Below are 17,569 nucleotides of genomic sequence, written 5' to 3' on the forward strand. Positions count from 1 at the left end.
CAGTCTCCGTTTAGCAAGTCCCTTTTTGTGCAGGTCTGTCGAGAATGAGGTGAGATTCCCGTGCGTGCCGATGCCAGGCGCAACTACGACCGGATCGTCGAGGTCGCGCGCGAGGTCTTCCGCGAGCAGGGGTACGACGCCTCGCTCGACGAGGTCGCCAAGCGGGCCGGCGTCGGCCCGGGCACGCTCTACCGGCACTTCCCGAAGCGGGAGAACCTGCTCGACGCGATCATGCAGTCCTGGGTCGACCGGGTGAACGACACCACTGACAAGGCGCTGACGACCGAGGGCGGACCGCGGGTGCTCCTGCTCACCTGGTTCGAGGAGTACGTGAAGCTGATCAGCCTCCACAAGGGCGGACCGGCCAAGATCACCTGCGCGATGGGCGACGAGGCCTCGCCGATCCGCAGCAAGTGCGAGGTGCTGCGCTCGGCCGGCGACCGCGTGCTCGACCGGCTGCGCGAGCAGGACGCCATCCGCGAGGACGTGACCTCGCTCGAGGTCGCGCGCCTGGTCGGCGGCATCGCCTCGGTGGCCGACCAGGGCGACCTCGAACCCGCCGCCGTCCGGCCGATGCTCGCCGTGGTCGCGGACGGGCTGCTGAAGTAGGGGGTCCGGGTCCGCTTCGCGGCGGCCCGGCGTCCAGCCGCGACGACCGGCGCAGGGCACGGTCGCGATCGCCGGTAGATTGACGCCCGTGCTCGACACCGTCGCAGTTGCCGCCGAGGACCCCCACCACGACCAGCCGTGGGCCGACCTCGGCCTCAAGGCCGATGAGTACGCCCGGATCCGCGAGATCCTCGGGCGCCGGCCGACCAGCTCCGAGCTCGCGATGTACTCCGTGATGTGGAGCGAGCACTGCTCCTACAAGAGCTCCAAGGTCCACCTGAAGCAGTTCTCCGACATCCCCCAGGAGACCGCCGCCGGCAAGATGCTCGCGGGCATCGGCGAGAACGCCGGCGTGCTCGACATCGGTCAGGGCTACGCGGTCACGTTCAAGATCGAGTCGCACAACCACCCGTCGTACGTCGAGCCCTACCAGGGTGCCGCGACCGGCGTCGGCGGCATCGTCCGCGACATCCTCGCGATGGGTGCCCGCCCGGTCGCGGTGATGGACCCGCTGCGGTTCGGTCCGCTCGACGCCGACGACACCCACCGGGTGCTGCCCGGGATCGTCGCCGGGGTCGGTGGCTACGGCAACTGCCTGGGCCTGCCCAACATCGGTGGCGAGGCCGTCTTCGACGAGACCTACCTCGGCAACCCGCTCGTCAACGCGCTCTGCGTCGGCGTGCTGCGCCACGAGGACCTCCACCTCGCCAAGGCCAGCGGCGTCGGCAACCAGGTGATCCTGTACGGCGCCCGCACCGGCGGCGACGGCATCGGCGGCGTCAGCGTGCTCGCGTCCGAGACGTTCGACGCCGACGGCCCGGCCAAGCGGCCCAGCGTGCAGGTCGGCGACCCGTTCATGGAGAAGCTCCTCATCGAGTGCACGCTCGAGATCTTCGCCGCGGGCCTGGTGGCCGGCATCCAGGACCTCGGCGGTGCCGGGCTCTCCTGCGCGACCTCCGAGCTGGCCAGCGCCGGTGACGGCGGCATGCACGTCGAGCTCGACCGGGTGCCGCTGCGTGACTCCTCGCTCGCCCCCGAGGAGATCCTGATGAGCGAGTCGCAGGAGCGGATGATGGCCGTCGTCGAGCCCGACGACGTCGCCGCGTTCCTCGCGATCTGCGCGAAGTGGGACGTCGAGGCGGTCGTCGTCGGCGAGGTCACCGACACCGGCCGGTTGCAGATCGACTGGCACGGCGAGCGCGTGGTCGACGTGCCGCCGCGGTCGGTCGCGCACGACGGCCCGACGTACCACCGCCCCTTCGAGCGGCCGTCCTGGCAGGACGAGCTGCAGGCCGACGCGGCGGAGTCGCTGCCGCGCCCCGCCTCCGGGGACGAGCTGCGCTCGACGCTGCTGACCCTGGTCGCGAGCCCCAACCTCTGCGACAAGTCGTGGATCACCGACCAGTACGACCGCTACGTGCGCGGCAACACCGTGCTGGCGCAGCCCAGCGACAGCGGCATGATCCGCGTCGACGAGGAGACCAACCTCGGAGTCGCGATCGCGACCGACGCCAACGGGCGCTACGCCAAGCTGGACCCCTACTCCGGCGCGCAGCTCGCGCTCGCCGAGGCCTACCGCAACGTCGCCACCGGTGGTGCGACCCCGCTGGCGATCTCCGACTGCCTCAACTTCGGCTCGCCCGAGGACCCCGCGGTGATGTGGCAGTTCGCCGAGGCGTGCCGCGGCCTCAAGGACGGCTGCCTCGAGCTGGGCGTCCCGGTCACCGGCGGCAACGTCAGCCTCTACAACCAGACCGGCGAGACCGCGATCCTCCCGACGCCGGTGGTCGCGGTGCTCGGCGTGATCGACGACGTCACCCGGCGTACGCCGTCGGCCTGGTCGGCCGGCGGGGAGCGGGTGTTCCTGCTCGGCGAGACCCGCGAGGAGCTGTCCGGCTCGGAGTGGGCGCACGTCGTCCACGGGCACCTCGGCGGGCTGCCGCCGCAGGTCGACCTGGCGGGCGAGCGGACCCTGGCCGAGCTGCTGCGTGAGGCGGTCGGCTTGGTCACCTCCGCGCACGACCTCTCCGACGGCGGATTGGCGCAGGCGCTGGCCGAGGGCGCGCTGCGCCACGGCATCGGCGTCTCCGTCGAGGTCCCGGGCGACCCGTTCGTCGCGCTGTTCAGCGAGTCCGCCGGCCGGGTGGTCGTCACCGTTCCCGATGGGGACGCCGAGCGGCTGGTCGAGCTGGTGGGCCGGTATGGCGTGCCGATCGCGGCGATCGGCATCACGGGTGGCGACGCGCTCGTGGTCGAGGGCCAGTTCGAGGTCCCGCTCGACGAGCTGCGCACCGCCTGGACCGCGACGCTGCCGGCCGCGCTGGCCTGATCGCGTGGGCCTCGGCTGCGCCGGTTTCCCCGGGTACCCGGGGAAACCATCACTGTTCGGCCGAAACTTCACCCGAGAAGTGCAGGGATCGCCCGTCCGGTGTGACCCCTGGGGCCAGGGAGCAGTCCGCCGAGCCGTTCGCTCCGAACGCCTCGGGTGCAGCGCCGGACCGTCCTCGCCCTCCCCCTGCTCGCCGCCCTCGCGGGCTGCGACGCGGACGGCGAGCGCCCGGTGAACCCGACGAACCCGGTGAACCCGACGGCCCGGCGGGTCACCTACGGCGACGACCCAGCGCAGTACGGCGAGCTGACGATGCCCCCCGGCACCCCGCGGGGGATCGCGGTCGTCGTGCACGGCGGCTTCTGGAAGCCGGAGTACGGCATCGAGTACGCCCGTCCGCTGGTGCCGAGCCTGGCCGCGGCCGGCTGGGCGGTGTGGGCGATCGAGTACCGGCGGGGGACCGGTGCCGCCGACACGCTCGCCGACGTCCGGGCCGCGATCGACGCGCGCCCCGGCGTGGCCGGCCCCGTGGTGGGCCCCGTGGTGGGCATCGGGCACTCGGCCGGCGGGCACCTGGTGACCTGGGCCGCCGCGGGTGGCGGCTTCACGCACGTCGTCTCGCAGGCGGGGGTGCTCGACCTGCGAGCGGCGTACGAGCTCGGTCTGGGTGGCGGCGCGGTCGAGGCGTTCCTCGGTCACCCGCCCGGACCCGCGGACGCCGGCGTCGACCCGATCCGTCAGGTGCCGCTCGACGTCCCGGTCTGGTGCGTGCACGGCCGGACGGACGACATCGTGCCGATCAGCCAGTCGCGCGCGTACGTCACCGCCGCGCACGCCGCGGGCGCGACGGCCGACCTGGTCGAGGTCGACGGCGACCACTTCGCGGTGATCGACCCCGACTCGGCGGCCTGGGCGCGCACGCTGAGGATCCTGGGCGCGATCGCCTAACGGCGCGGCGCCAAACGCGGCACGACGATCGCCGCGGCGACCAGGTGGGTGAGCACCAGTCCGGCCTTGTCGCCGGCCGCCGTGCCGAGCGCGACCGACGGCACGCAGGACAGTGCGGTGAGCACGACCGCCGTGCGCAGGAACGTCGTGCGCCCCAGGTGGCGGGCCAGCACGATGCCGATCACGCCGCCGATCGCCACCAGCTGGGCGAAGGCGTACAGGGGGATCGGCTCGCCGCCGACGCCGAGCGGTGCACCGGCGGCGTCGAGGGTCGCGGCGAGGGCGGTGACGACGCCGGCGGCGACGACGGTGGTCGCGACGCCGGCGTGCCAAGAGACGCGGGCGCCAGCGGCGCGGGGGTTCGGGCGGGTGCTGGGGCGGGTGGCGGTGGTGGTGATCGTGGTCATGGTGAGCTCCTGGGTGGGGGAGCGGTCCGTTCCGCTCCGTCACCCTCTCCACGAACGGCCGGCGTCCGGATCGACACCACCGTCCGAGATCGCTCAGCGCACGTGCATCCGCTCGCCCTGCGGCCCGAACAGCGCGAGCGCCTCGGTCGGGTGCGGGCCGGGGTTGCCGAGCCAGTGCGGCGTGCGGGTGTCGAACTCGACCACCTCGCCGGGGCCGAGCGTCAGGTCGCGGTCGCCGAGCAGCAGCCGCAGCTGGCCCGAGAGCACGTAGAGCCACTCGTAGCCCTCGTGGGTGCGCAGGTCCGTGACGGCGTCCGGCTCCGGCGGCATCACCATCTTGTAGGCCTGGAGGCCGCCCGGGCGCCGGGTGAGCGGCAGGAACGTCCGGCCGTGCCGGCGTACGGCGCGCAGCTGCACCCGCGGGTCGCCGGTCGCGGGGGCGTCGACGAGCTCGTCGAGGGAGACCCGGTGGGCGCGTGCCAGGGGCAGCAGCTGCTCGAGCGTCGGACGCCGCTGGCCGGACTCCAGGCGGGAGAGGGTGCTGACCGAGATGCCAGTCTCCTCCGCGAGGTCGCGCAGCGTGGCGCCGCGCTGCTGGCGCAGGGCCCGGAGCCGCGGGCCGACCTGGATGGCCTCGTCGGTCATGTCCCCAGTGTGCACGGACCAGTGTGCGCGGGCCGGTTTGCCGGAACGGCAACGGGAGTTGTCGATCCGCCCACCGGCCCGGATGCTCGGAGCATGACTCACGAGATCACCCCCGAGATGTTCGAGCAGCCGTCCTGGGACGAGCGCTACGCCGGGCCCGGCCGCATCTGGAGCGGCCGCCCCAACGCCGTGCTCGCGGCCGAGGTGGCCGACCTGGCGCCCGACCTGACGCCCGGCCGGGCCGTGGACCTGGGCTGTGGTGAAGGCGGTGACGCGATCTGGCTGGCCGAGCACGGCTGGCAGGTCACCGGCATCGACTTCTCCGACGCCGGGCTGGCCCGGGCCGCCGCCCATGCGGCCGAGCGGGGCGTCGCGGACCGGATCGAGTGGCGCCAGGCCGACCTGCGCACCTGGACCGCCGAGGGGGAGCAGTGGGACCTCGTCACCTCGCACTTCCTGCACCTGCTCGACGACGGCATGCTCGAGGCCACCCGCCAGATGGCGAGAGCCGTCGCGCCGGGCGGCACGCTGCTCGTCGTCGGCCACCACCCCGACGATGCGCACACGGGCCTGCGGTGGTCGATGCCCGGCGTGCTGTTCACCGCCGAGGAGCTGGCGCCCGCGCTCGACCCCGAGCTCTTCGACGTGCGCGTCGAGGCCCGGCCCCGCCGCGAGACCCGCGACGGCGTCGACCACGAGGTGCGCGACGCGGTGCTCCGGGCCCGGCGCCGGGCCTAGTGGCCGAGGTCAGGCGCCCACGACCTCCAGCCGTTCGGCGAGCACGCCGGCCCACGCGAGGTCGGTGACGTACGACGTCACCAGGTCCCGGCCGTCCGGGACCAGGATCGTCAGCTGGCGGCCGGCCAGCTCGGCGCTCGCGCCGGGCAGGTGCTGGGCGCGCTCGGTGGCGGCGGCGGCATCGCCCTCGGTGGCGAAGCGCAGGGAGATGCGGTCCCGGGTCGGGGACACGAGCCGAAGGGTGCGGGTCGTCATGGGGAGACGCTAGGAAGGCAAGCGGTCAGATCCTGACCGCTTTCGGATCTAGTCTCGATCACGTGAACACGAGCGCCCGGATGCTCCGGCTCCTCTCGCTGCTGCAGACCCACCGCTACTGGCCCGGCGGCGAGCTGTCCCAGCGGCTCGAGGTCAGCCCGCGCACGTTGCGCCGCGACATCGACCGGCTGCGCGAGCTCGGCTACGCCGTGGACGCCGTACGCGGGGTGGCTGGTGGCTACCAGCTGCGCGCCGGCGGACAGCTGCCGCCGTTGCTGCTCGAGGACGAGGAGGCCGTGACGATCGCGGTCGCCCTGCGCACCGCGGCGTCCGGCGCGGTCAGCGGCATGGAGGAGACGGCGATCCAGGCCCTCACCAAGGTGATCGGTGTGATGCCCCCGCGGCTGCGCCGCCGGATGGACGCCGTGCACTCACAGACCGACGGGGTGCCGTGGGCCGGCGGGCCCGCCCTCGACGCGGGCGTGCTCACGACGCTTGCCCAGGCCTGTCGCGACGACGAGCCGATCTCGTTCGCCTACACGGCCCGCGACGGGGCATCGAGCGAGCGCCGGGTCGAGCCCTACCGCCTCGTGTGCCTCGGCCGCCGGTGGTACCTCGTCGCCTTCGACCGTGACCGCGACGACTGGCGCTCCTTCCGGGTCGACCGGGTCACCGCGCCGCGCGCGTCGGGCCAGCGGTTCCGGCCCCGGACGCTGCCGGCGCTGGACGCGCCGACGTTCGTCCGAGCCGGCATCCGGTCGATGGCCCAGCGCTACGAGGTGCGGGTGCGGTTCGAGGCCGACGCCGCGAGCATCGAGGAGCACGTCGGACGCTGGGCCACCGTCGAGCCCGACGGACCGTCCGCCTGCCGGATGGTGATGCTCACCGACACCCTCGACTGGCCGTTGATGGTGCTCGCCCGCATCGACGCGGAGTTCGCCGTGGACGGGCCCGAGGAGCTTCGCGAGGCGCTGACCTCCGCCGCCGGGCGGTTCGCCCGCGCCACCACGCCGCCGTGACCATCAGGCGGCGGGCGCCATCTCCGCCGGGGCGACGTGTCGCTCCCACTCGGCCGGTCGGGGCACCGAGCGCACCGACCGCGACAGCGTGGGGATCAGCGCGACCAGCGCGGTGAGGGCCGTCAGCGCCAACACCGCGTCCCGACCGCCGACGGCGGCGAGCAGCGCCCCCGCGAGGGCGGGTGCGAGCGGCATCGAGAGCATCGAGGTGAACTGCATCGTCGACTGCACGCGTCCGACCAGGTCCGGTGGGGTGACCGCGATCCGGTAGGAGCCCATCCCGGCGTTGCCGGCCGGGTTGAGGAACAGGCCGACGGACGCCGCCCCGGCCATGGCCACCGGGTGGTTCCACAGGGCCAGGGGGACCGAGAGCGGCACGAAGCTCCAGGCGATCAGCACCGTGAGCGTCCCGGTCGCGAGCCGGTCGATCAGCCACGGCGCCGCCAGGGCGCCGAGGATGCCGAAGACACCGATGGTCGCCTCGACGAGGCCGATCTGCACCGACGGGAAGCCGGCCTCGACCAGGCGCAGCAGTGCGACGAAGAACAGCGCGTTGATCGTGAGGTTGACCAGTGGCGACCAGACGAGCAGCACCCGGAAGAACCGCCGGGACCAGACGAACCGCAGCCCGTCCGCCAGGTCGCGCAGCGGTCGCCGCGCGCCGGTCGCCGGCGGCGCCGACAGGTCGGTGCGGATCCGTCCGAGCAGCACCCATCCGGCCAGGTAGCTGACGGCGTCGAAGAGGAACGGCGCCCAGCGCGTGAGCGCGACCAGCAGTCCGCCGAGCGGAGCGCCGGTGAGCGAGGCGACGTGCTGACGCGCCTGCTGCTGGCTCAGGGCCGTCGGCAGCTCCTCGGCCGCGACCACGGTGCGGATCGCCGCGGTCTCGGCCGGCAGGAACAGCCCCGCGGCGAGGCCGGTGGCGAGCGCCACCACGAGCAGGTGCGGCAGTGTGAGCGCGCCGAGCAGCCCGGCGACGACCAGCGAGGCGTACAGGACGGCCCCGGCTCCGTGCGAGAGGCGCATCAGCCGGCGCCGGTGGCACCGGTCGGCGAGCACGCCGCCCGGCAGCAGCATCGCGACCATGCCGAGCAGGTACGCCGCCTCCGCGGTCGCGGCCCAGAACGCCGAGTGCGTCATCGCGTAGGCCACCAGCGGCATCGCGAAGCTGCTCACCCGGGAGCCGAGCTCGGAGATCGTCTGCCCGACCCACAATGCCGTGAAGTCGTGGTTGCGGGCCAGGGTTCGGTAGGACGGCATATGCGCAACAATAGGTGCGCAATATATGTTGCGCAATAGTTCGTGCGGATTCTGCGTAGACTGCGGGCATGGCGATGTACGACGACCCGCGCGTGCTGCGCGCGATCGCCCACCCGACCCGCAACCGGATCCTGTCCGAGCTGTTCGCGGCCGGCTCCCTGCGGGCGGCGGACATCGCCCGGCTCATCGACGTACCGGCCAACCAGGCCAGCTTCCACCTGCGCCAGCTCGCGAAGTACGGGCTGGTCGAGGAGGCGCCCGACGAGGCGCGGGACAAGCGCGACCGGGTCTGGCGGCTCGTGGACCCCGAGGGCGTCAGCTTCCGCACCCGCGAGATGCTCGATCAGCCCGGCGGCAAGGCGGCGTACGCCGTCTTCCAGCGCAGCGCGGTCGCCTGGGGGCACCACCTGGTCGACCGGGCCCTCGCCATCGAGCCCGAGCGGGGCCGGGAGAAGAGCGTCTCCGAGTGGGCTCTCCGGCTGACCTCCGAGGAGGCGAAGGAGATGCTCGAGGAGATGAGCGAGGTCGTCGAGCGCTGGCGACAGCGCACCCGCGAGGCCGACGGCGACCGCTCGACCTACTCGGTCTACCAGCTGATCCAGCCCATCCCCGAGCTCGCTGCGGAGCCGCCCGGCGAGCGCGCCGGCGAGGACGCCGGCGAGGACGCCGGCGGGGGCGACCACTGATGCCCGCCCGTCTCCGTCCGGCCGACCCCGCCGACGTCGCCGCGGCCCTGGGCCGCGTGTGCGCCGAGGGCGACTCCGACCGGGCCGACCTCCGGCTGCTGACCAAGCACTTCCTGGCGGTGCTCGAGGAGCGGGCACCGGGCCGGTCGGTCGAGGTGCGGGTCCCGCCGTACGCCGCCGTGCAGGTGATCCCCGGCGTCCGCCACACGCGGGGCACCCCGCCCGCCGTCGTCGAGATGGACGCCCGGACCTGGATCGAGCTCGCCACCGGCGCCCTGGCCTGGACCGACGCCGAGCGCGACGGCCGGGTCCGGGCCTCCGGCGAGCGGGCCGACCTCACGGCGCTCCTTCCCCTGGATTAACTAGAGACGAAATTCCTCCGAATCGCCTGCGGACGGTCCCTTCTTGATGGGACGTTGGTCCCTCGGGTGGAGAAGCGCACCGCAACTCGGGTGGCGAACGCGCAGCTGTAGTGAGGAGCAGGGCGTTGTCGTTGCGCGTTCCGGTCGCGCCGTCAGGCCGCCGGGCATGGTCGATGTTCGTCGTCGCCGTCCTGGTGGCCAGCCTGGGGCCGGTGCTGCCGACCCCCGCCGTTGCGGCGCCGCAGCCTCGCGCTGACGCCTGCACGATCGTGGGTACGCCGGGCGACGACGATCTCGTCGGCGGCCCCGGCGACGACGTCATCTGCGGACGAGGCGGGAACGACCGACTGGTCGGCCGCGGCGGCGCCGACGTGCTGCTCGGCGGGCCGGGCGACGACGTGCTCGTGGGCGGAGCCGGCAACGACTCGTTGGACGGCGAGGCGGGCGACGACGTGCTGCGCGGCCAGGCCGGCAACGACGAGCTCACCGGTGGTGTGGGGGACGACACCCTCGCCGGAGGCGCCGGTGACGACGACCTGCTCGGCCTGGACGCCGAGCGCTTCCACGACGCGCTCGACTGCGGCCCGGGCGGCCGCGACACGGCCGCCGCCGACACCGACGACGACGTGGCCCGCAACTGTGAGCGCGTCACCCAGAACCACGCGCCGACCGCGGTCACCCTCTCACCCGGCACTGTCGACGAGAACCAGCCGGCCGGCACGGAGGTGGGTGTCGTCGAGGCCACCGACCGCGACCGGGGCGACCACCACACCTTCACGCTCGTGGGTGGCGCCGGCGACGGGGACAACGGCTCCTTCACCATCGACGATGACCGGCTGCTCAGCGCCGCGCCGTTCGACTTCGAGGCCGATCCGGACCTCTCGATCCGAGTCCGCGCGGTCGACGACGCGGGCGCGGACGTCGAGCAGGTGCTGGCGATCCGAGTCGGTGACGTCTTCGAGAACGCCGCTCCGGTGGCGGTCGACGACCGGCTGGCGACCGTCGAGGACACGGCCCTGGTGGTAGCGGCCGCCGGCCTCGTCGCCAACGACACGGACGCCGATGGGGACACGCTCTCGCTGACAGATGTGTCCGGCGCTGCGCAGGGCTCCGTCGCGCTGGCCGGTGGCACGATCACGTTCACTCCCGCAGCCGACGTCTGCGGGCCGGGCGTGGGCGGCTTCGGCTACACCGTCGAGGACGGCCACGGCGGCAGTGCTCGCGGACAGGTCGTCATCGACATCACCTGCACCCCGGACCCGGCTGTCGCCGTCGACGACTCGACCGTGCTCGCCGAGGACGCGGGGCCGACTGCGGTGCCGGTCCTCGCCAACGACACCGACGCCGACGCCGACCCGATCACCATCGGTTCGGTGACCCAGCCCGGTCACGGGACCGTGGCGATCACCGGTGGTGGCACGGGCCTGACCTACCGGCCCGACGCTAACTACTGCAACGACCCCGATCCCGCTCCGGTGGACACGTTCACCTACACGCTCGACGGCGGCTCCACCGCCACGGTGTCGGTGATCGTCACCTGCCAGGACGATGCTCCGACGGCGGTCGACGACTCCGCCACCGTCACCGAGGACGACCCCGCGACCGCGGTCGACGTGCTGGTCAACGACACCGACGTCGACGCGGGTCCGATGACGGTGGCGTCGGTGACGCAGCCGGCGCACGGCACCGTCGCGGTCACCGGTGGCGGCGCGGGCCTGACGTACCGGCCCGACGCGAACTACTGCAACGCCCCGGGCGCGGCCGCTGACGACACGTTCACGTACACGCTCAACGGCGGCTCCACCGCCACGGTGTCGGTCACCGTGACCTGCGTCGACGACGCCCCGGTGGCGGTCGACGACACGGCGACGGTGACCGAGGACGACGCGGCGACCGCGATCGACGTACGGGTCAACGACACCGACGTCGACGCGGGTCCGATGACGGTGGCGTCGGTGACCCAGCCGGCGCACGGCACCGTCGCGGTCACCGGTGGTGGCACGGGCCTGACGTACCGGCCCGACGCGAACTACTGCAACGACCCGGGCGCTGGCGCTGACGACACGTTCACGTACACGCTCAACGGCGGCTCCACCGCCACGGTGTCGGTCACTGTGACCTGCGTCGACGACGCCCCGGTGGCGGTCGACGACACGGCGACGGTGACCGAGGACGACGCGGCGACCGCGATCGACGTACGGGTCAACGACACCGACGTCGACGCGGGTCCGATGACGGTGGCGTCGGTGACCCAGCCGGCGCACGGCACCGTCGCGGTCACCGGTGGTGGCACGGGCCTGACGTACCGGCCCGACGCGAACTACTGCAACGACCCGGGCGCTGGCGCTGACGACACGTTCACGTACACGCTCAACGGCGGCTCCACCGCCACGGTGTCGGTCACTGTGACCTGCGTCGACGACGCCCCGGTGGCCGTGGACGACACCTCGACCGTGCTGCAGGGCGCCGCCGCGACCGCGGTCGCGGTGCTGGCCAACGACACGGACGTCGACGCCGGATCGATGACGATCGACTCCGTGACCCAGCCCGGCCACGGCACCGTGGTGATCACCGGTGGCGGCACCGGACTGACCTACGAGCCCGCCGCCGCCTACTGCAACAACCCCGGGCTCCCCGAGGACACGTTCACCTACACGCTCAACGGCGGCTCCGTCGGCACCGTGCGCATGACGGTGGACTGCGACGCGCCGCCGACGGCGGTCGACGACTCCGCCACGGTCACCGAGGACGCCGCGGCGACCGCGGTCGGCGTCCTGGCCAACGACACCGACACCGACGGTGGTCCCAAGCTGGTCGCGTCGGTGACCCAGCCGTCTCACGGCGCGGTGGTGATCACCGGAGGGGGCACCGGCCTGACCTACGCCCCGGCCGCGAACTACTGCAGCCCGTCCGGACTCGTGCCCGACACGTTCACCTACACCCTCAACGGCGGTTCGAGCGCCACGGTGTCGGTGACGGTGACGTGCGTCGACGACCCGCCGTCCGCCGTCGCCGACTCCGCGACGGTGACCGAGGACGCCGCGGCGACCGCGGTCGCGGTGCTTGCGAACGACACGGACGTCGATGCCGGTCCGATCTCCATCGCGTCGGTGACCCAGCCCGCGCACGGGACCGTGGTGATCACCGGTGGTGGCACCGGCCTGACCTACGCACCCGTCGCGAACTACTGCAACGACCCGGGCGCGGCCCCGGACGACTCGTTCACCTACACGCTCAACGGTGGCTCGACCGGCTCGGTGTCGGTGACGGTCACCTGCGTGGACGACGCCCCGGTGGCGGTCGACGACACGACGACCGTGACGGAGGACGCGGCGGCGACCGCGATCGACGTGCTGGCCGACGACACCGACATCGACGGCGGCCCGATGACGATCGGTCCGGTGACCGTGCCGGCCCACGGGACGGTGGCGGTGGCTGCTGATGGGTCGGGCCTGACGTACCGGCCGGACGCGAACTACTGCAACAACCCCCCGGGCCTGCTGCTCGACTCGTTCACCTACACCCTCAACGGCGGCTCCACCGCGACGGTGACCGTGACCGTGACCTGCGTCGACGACGCCCCGGTGGCCGTGGACGACACCGCGACCGTGGTCCAGGGCTCGGGTGCGAACGCGATCGACGTGCGCGCGAACGACACCGACATCGATGCCGGCTCCAAGCTGGTCGAGTCGGTCACCCAGGCCGGCCACGGCCACGTGGTGATCACCGGCGGCGGCACCGGCGTGACCTACGCCCCCGACGCCGGCTACTGCAACGACCCCGACCCCGCACCCGAGGACACGTTCACCTACACCCTCAACGGCGGGTCCACCGGCACCGTCACCGTGACCGTCGCCTGCGACGCCCCGCCGACGGCGGTCGACGACTCCGCCACGGTCACCGAGGACGCCGCGGCGACCGCGGTCGGCGTCCTGGCCAACGACACCGACACCGACGGCGGCCCGAAGACGGTCGCGTCGGTGACCCAGCCGGCCAACGGCACGGTGGTGATCACCGGTGGTGGCACCGGCCTGACCTACGCGCCCGCCGCGAACTACTGCAACGACCCGGGTGCCGCACCGGACGACACGTTCACCTACACCCTCAACGGTGGCTCGACGGCGACCGTGTCGGTGAAGGTGACCTGCGTCGACGACCTGCCGGTCGCGGTCGACGACTCCGCCACGATCACCGAGGACGACCCGGCGACCGCGGTGCCGGTGCTCGCGAACGACACCGACGTGGACGGCGGACCGATCTCGATCGCGTCGGTGACCCAGCCGGCCGATGGTGCGGTGGTGATCACCGGTGGTGGCACGGGCCTGACCTACCGTCCGGATGCGAACTACTGCAACGACCCGGGTGCCACCCCGGACGACACGTTCACCTACACGCTCAACGGCGGCTCGACGGCGACCGTGTCGGTCACGGTGACCTGCGTCGACGACCCGCCGACGCTGACGACGTCGGCCGGGCCCACGTCGTACACCGAGAACGGCGCGCCCACGCCGATCGACACCGCCCTCACGATCACGAACCCGGACGTCGTCACGATCACCGGTGCCCTGGTCGGCATCACCGGCAACGCCGAGGCGAACGACGCGCTCGGCTGGACCGACAACGACCTCGGCGACGCGATCACGGAGGGCACGAGCACGGCGCACACGCTGGTCCTCACCGGCTCGGGCACGGCCGCGCAGTACGTGGCGGCGCTGCGGGCGGTCACCTTCGTGAACAGCTCCGACAACCCCTCCGTGCTCGGACGCACGGTCAACTTCACCGTCAACACGCCCGCTGGGCCCGCCTGGGGCACCATCGGCGTCCACGTGACGGCCGTCGACGACGCCCCGGTCGGGGTCGCTGACACGGCGACGGTCACGGAGGACGCGACGGCCTCCGCGGTCGACGTGCTCGCCAACGACACCGACGTCGACGCGGGCGCCAAGAGCATCGCGTCGGTCACCCAGCCGGCCAACGGCACCGTGGTGATCACGGGGCTCGGGACGGGCCTGACCTACGCGCCGGCGGCGAACTACTGCAACGACCCGGGGGCCTCCGGCGACGACACGTTCACCTACACGCTGAACGGCGGCTCCACGGCCACCGTGTCGATGGTGGTCACCTGCGTGAACGACGCGCCGGTCGCCGACGACGAGACGTTCAACGGTGCCAACAGCGCGATCGGCAACACCGACCTGGTCGTCGACGACCCGACCGACGGTGCCCCGGCCAACGCCCGCCCGCACAAGACGATCACGGGCGACCTGCTCGCAGGCGACGTCGACGTGGACGGTCCCGGCCCGCTCGCCGTGGTCGCCGGGTCGTTCGCCACGAACGACGGCGGGAGCGTGGTGCTCCAGGCCGACGGCGACTTCACCTACACGCCGGCCGCGAGCACGAGCTGCACGGACACCTCCGACTACTTCGACTACACCGTCACCGACCAGGCGACCCCCACGGCCGCCACCGACACCGGCCGGGTGACGATCGCGCTCACCGGGTGCGTCTGGTACGTCTCGAACAACGCGACCGGCAACGCCGGCACCTCGGACGCGCCGTTCGACACCCTGGCCCAGGCGCAGACCGCTTCGGGCGCCGGCAGCACGATCTTCGTCTTCGCCGGGGACGGCACGACCACGGGCTACGGCACCGGCGTCGACCTCCGGACCGGCCAGGCCCTGATCGGCGAGGCAGCAGACCTCCAGGTCGGATCCGACACCCTGTGGACCGGCGTCCCCGGTGCTCGGCCGGTGCTCACCAGGTCGGACGCGGACGTCGTCACGCTCGCCAGCGGCAACACCGTGCGCGGCCTGACGATCGATCCCTCGGGTGCCGGCGGCGGCATCGCCGGCGGCGTGGGCGACACGAACGGGTCGATCATCGACGTCCGGATCGTCGACACCGGCACCGCCGGCACGCAGCCGGGCCTCGAGCTCGACGGCACCAGCGGCGCCTTCGACGTCTCCGGCCTCACCGTCGACAACACGGCCGCGACCGGCCAGACCGCCGGATCGGTGGGCGTGCGCCTCAACAACGCCGGCACCGTGAGGTTCGCGACGGGAGGCACGATCTCCCTGACGACGAAGGGCGCCAAGGCCCTCGAGGCGACCAGCACCGCTCTCGGCGCCGCCAGCGTCTTCGACGACATCACCGTGAGCGGGTCGGGGAGCGGTGCGGTGTCGCTGGTCAACACGACCGGCACCACGACGTTCTCCAACCTCGTGCTCGCCACGACATCGGGCGCGACCGGAGCGCTCGTGCTCAGCAACGCCGGCACCGTCACGGTGTCCGACGCGGGCACGGCCAACATCACGGCGAACGGCGGCCCCGCCGTCGACGTCTCCGGCACCAGCGGTCCCGTGCTCGACCTCGACGGGGTCAGCTCGACCAACAGCTCGACGACCGGCATCTCGCTCAACGGGCTCGGCACCGGCTCCTTCACCGCCACCGGCGGCACGATCACCGGCGCGGCCGGCACCGCGTTCGTGGTCGCGGGCGCCAGCAGCGGCACGGTGACGTACGCCGGGGCCATCGCCGACGGGTCCGGCAGCACGGCGTCGATCACCGGGCGCACCGGAGGCACGCTCACGCTGAGCGGCGCGCTCACCGACGGCCCCGACGCCGGCGGCGGCATCAGCGTCGCCAGCAACAGCGGCGGGGCCACGGTCTTCAGCGGTGCCGCGAGCGCGTTCGTCACCGGCAGCTCGACCGCGGTGTCCTTGGTCTCCAACACCGGCCACACGGTCTCGTTCACCGGCGGCGGCCTGTCGCTCACCACCACCTCGGGCAGCGGCCTGGTCATGTCGGGAGGCGGCACCCTCGCCGTCACCGGCACGGGCAACGTGATCTCGTCGGGCACCGGCGGCGCGCTGCTCATCGACAACTCGACGATCGGCGCGGACAACGTCCGGTTCCAGAGCATCTCGTCGAACGGGGCCAGCGTCGGGATCCGGGCCAACAACACCGGCAGCTCCGGGCGGCTGATCGTGTCGGGGTCCGGCGGCACCTGCACGAACGCCGTGACCAGCGGCTGCTCCGGCGGGGTGCTCGCCAACGGCACCGGCGGCGACGACAGCAGTGCGACGCCGGGTGGGTCGGGCATCGTGCTCAACAACACGTTCAACCCGTCGTTCACCCGGATGTGGATCCACGACCACACCAACTACGGGATCCGCGGGACGAACGTCACCGGCTTCGGGCTGGCCTACAGCGTCGTCAACGGCCTCAACGGCACCAACCTGGCGTCGCCGTACAACGACTCCAGCGTGCGGTTCGACAACCTGACCGGCACCGTGAGCGTCAGCGAGAGCTACGTCAGCGGCGGGGAGGCCGACAACGTGCGGGTCGTGAACACCGCGGGCTCGCTGAACCGGATCTCGTTCACCAACGTCGTCTTCGGGGCCAACGGCACCCGGCCGAGCAACGACGCACTGCTGCTGGAGAGCTCCTCGACGGCGGGTCAGCTGCAGGCGACGATCAGCGGCAGCACGTTCGCGAGCGCGGCCGGCGACCTGCTGCAGTTCAACCACAACGGCAGCGGATCGGGTGACCTGGTGCTGACCGGCAACGCGTTCAGCAACGCCCACCCGGCGATCAGCACCGGTGGCGGCGGGGTGTCGCTGTTCTCCAGCGGCACCGGTGGCGACACCACGATGAACATCGCCAACAACTCCTTCCGCGACGCCGTCGGCCCCGGTGTGCTCGTCGTGAAGACGACCGGATCGGCCACCCAGGCGGGCACCTTCGCCAACAACACGATCGGGGTCTCCGGGGTCGCGAACTCCGGTTCGGCTGAGGGGTCGGCGCTCAAGCTGCAGCAGGTCGGCCAGGGCACGAGCACCTGGAGCGTCACCGGCAACACGATCCGGCAGTACAACAACTTCGGGGTCGAGGTGCTCGCCGGCGGCGGCGCCTCGTCGCAGCCGGGGGCGATCAACACCACGATCACGGGCAACACGATCGCCGAGCCGGGCAGCAACCCCGCCGTCGGCATCGGGAGGAACGGCGTGCACCTCAACATCGGCACGGTCCCGAACGACACCTTCCAGGCCTGCGCCGCGATCGGTGGCGTGGGCGCACTCGCGAACACGCTGACGGGGTCGGGCTCCCTCGGCGGGACGGACATCCGGCTGCGCCAGCGGCAGACCACGACGATCAGGCTGCCCGGGTACGCCGGAGCGAACAACGACAACACCGCCGTCCAGAGCTTCCTGACCGCCAACAACTCCGGCGCGAGCAGCCTGGCCGCCAACACCGTGGCCACCGGGGCCGGCGGGTTCGTCGGCGGCGCCGGCTGCCCCACCCCCTGACC

Annotated in this window: 12 protein-coding genes; 8 read left to right on the forward strand and 4 right to left on the reverse strand. The window is 72.8% G+C overall.

From position 1 onward, the window contains the following. Positions 1 to 60: 60 nt before the first annotated feature. The 3 genes from AC3ANS_RS01460 (at position 61) to AC3ANS_RS01470 (ending at position 3,886) form a co-directional block, all read left to right on the forward strand. Positions 61 to 609 (forward strand): TetR/AcrR family transcriptional regulator, encoded by a 549-nt coding sequence (locus AC3ANS_RS01460; protein ID WP_488294405.1) that lies wholly within the window; start codon positions 61 to 63, stop codon positions 607 to 609. Between the two features lie 79 nt (positions 610 to 688). Further along, a complete protein-coding gene (gene purL, locus AC3ANS_RS01465) occupies positions 689 to 2,938 on the forward strand; it encodes a phosphoribosylformylglycinamidine synthase subunit PurL (RefSeq protein WP_488294406.1) in 2,250 nt (749 codons plus the stop codon). A gap of 156 nt (positions 2,939 to 3,094) precedes the next feature. Then, a complete protein-coding gene (locus AC3ANS_RS01470) occupies positions 3,095 to 3,886 on the forward strand; it encodes an alpha/beta hydrolase family protein (RefSeq protein ID WP_488294407.1) in 792 nt (263 codons plus the stop codon). Here AC3ANS_RS01470 and AC3ANS_RS01475 read toward each other — a convergent pair. Both AC3ANS_RS01475 and AC3ANS_RS01480 read right to left on the reverse strand, forming a co-directional pair. Then, positions 3,883 to 4,293 carry a DUF6069 family protein gene (locus AC3ANS_RS01475; RefSeq protein ID WP_488294408.1) on the reverse strand — a complete coding sequence of 137 codons (411 nt, stop codon included), beginning with the start codon at positions 4,291 to 4,293 and terminating at the stop codon, positions 3,883 to 3,885. The two genes, AC3ANS_RS01470 and AC3ANS_RS01475, sit on opposite strands and share 4 nt — an antisense overlap. 93 nt (positions 4,294 to 4,386) lie before the next feature. Beyond that, the gene (locus AC3ANS_RS01480; RefSeq protein ID WP_488294409.1) at positions 4,387 to 4,938 is read right to left on the reverse strand and encodes a helix-turn-helix domain-containing protein; all 552 of its coding nucleotides are present in this window, start codon (positions 4,936 to 4,938) and stop codon (positions 4,387 to 4,389) included. A 93-nt stretch (positions 4,939 to 5,031) separates the two neighbouring features. Between AC3ANS_RS01480 and AC3ANS_RS01485 the strand changes: the two genes are divergently transcribed. Next, positions 5,032 to 5,676: a class I SAM-dependent methyltransferase gene (locus tag AC3ANS_RS01485; RefSeq protein ID WP_488294410.1), complete on the forward strand. Its 645-nt coding sequence runs from the start codon at positions 5,032 to 5,034 to the stop codon at positions 5,674 to 5,676. 9 nt (positions 5,677 to 5,685) lie between these two features. On the opposite strand, the gene AC3ANS_RS01490 is transcribed toward AC3ANS_RS01485, so the two are convergent. Then, on the reverse strand, positions 5,686 to 5,931 hold the full coding sequence (locus AC3ANS_RS01490) for a hypothetical protein (RefSeq protein WP_488294411.1): 246 nt from the start codon (positions 5,929 to 5,931) through the stop codon (positions 5,686 to 5,688). Between the two features lie 80 nt (positions 5,932 to 6,011). Here AC3ANS_RS01490 and AC3ANS_RS01495 point away from each other — a divergent pair, with 80 nt between their 5' ends. Beyond that, positions 6,012 to 6,950: a helix-turn-helix transcriptional regulator gene (locus tag AC3ANS_RS01495; RefSeq protein ID WP_488296577.1), complete on the forward strand. Its 939-nt coding sequence runs from the start codon at positions 6,012 to 6,014 to the stop codon at positions 6,948 to 6,950. Positions 6,951 to 6,953: 3 nt separating this feature from the next. On the opposite strand, the gene AC3ANS_RS01500 is transcribed toward AC3ANS_RS01495, so the two are convergent. Further along, entirely contained in the window at positions 6,954 to 8,210 is a 1,257-nt protein-coding gene (locus tag AC3ANS_RS01500) for an MFS transporter (protein WP_488294412.1), read from the reverse strand. Positions 8,211 to 8,278: 68 nt separating this feature from the next. On the opposite strand from AC3ANS_RS01500, the gene AC3ANS_RS01505 reads away from it, so the two are divergent. The 3 genes from AC3ANS_RS01505 (at position 8,279) to AC3ANS_RS01515 (ending at position 17,567) form a co-directional block, all read left to right on the forward strand. Next, positions 8,279 to 8,896, forward strand: a complete 618-nt coding sequence (locus AC3ANS_RS01505; RefSeq protein WP_488294413.1) for a helix-turn-helix domain-containing protein — start codon at positions 8,279 to 8,281, stop codon at positions 8,894 to 8,896. Then, positions 8,896 to 9,258 carry a sterol carrier family protein gene (locus AC3ANS_RS01510; RefSeq protein ID WP_488294414.1) on the forward strand — a complete coding sequence of 121 codons (363 nt, stop codon included), beginning with the start codon at positions 8,896 to 8,898 and terminating at the stop codon, positions 9,256 to 9,258. Before AC3ANS_RS01505 ends, AC3ANS_RS01510 begins: the two co-directional genes overlap by 1 nt. 173 nt (positions 9,259 to 9,431) lie before the next feature. Continuing rightward, on the forward strand, positions 9,432 to 17,567 hold the full coding sequence (locus AC3ANS_RS01515; protein WP_488294415.1) for a beta strand repeat-containing protein: 8,136 nt from the start codon (positions 9,432 to 9,434) through the stop codon (positions 17,565 to 17,567). Positions 17,568 to 17,569 lie beyond the last annotated feature (2 nt).

This window comes from Nocardia sp. 149-1B, assembly GCF_057747975.1.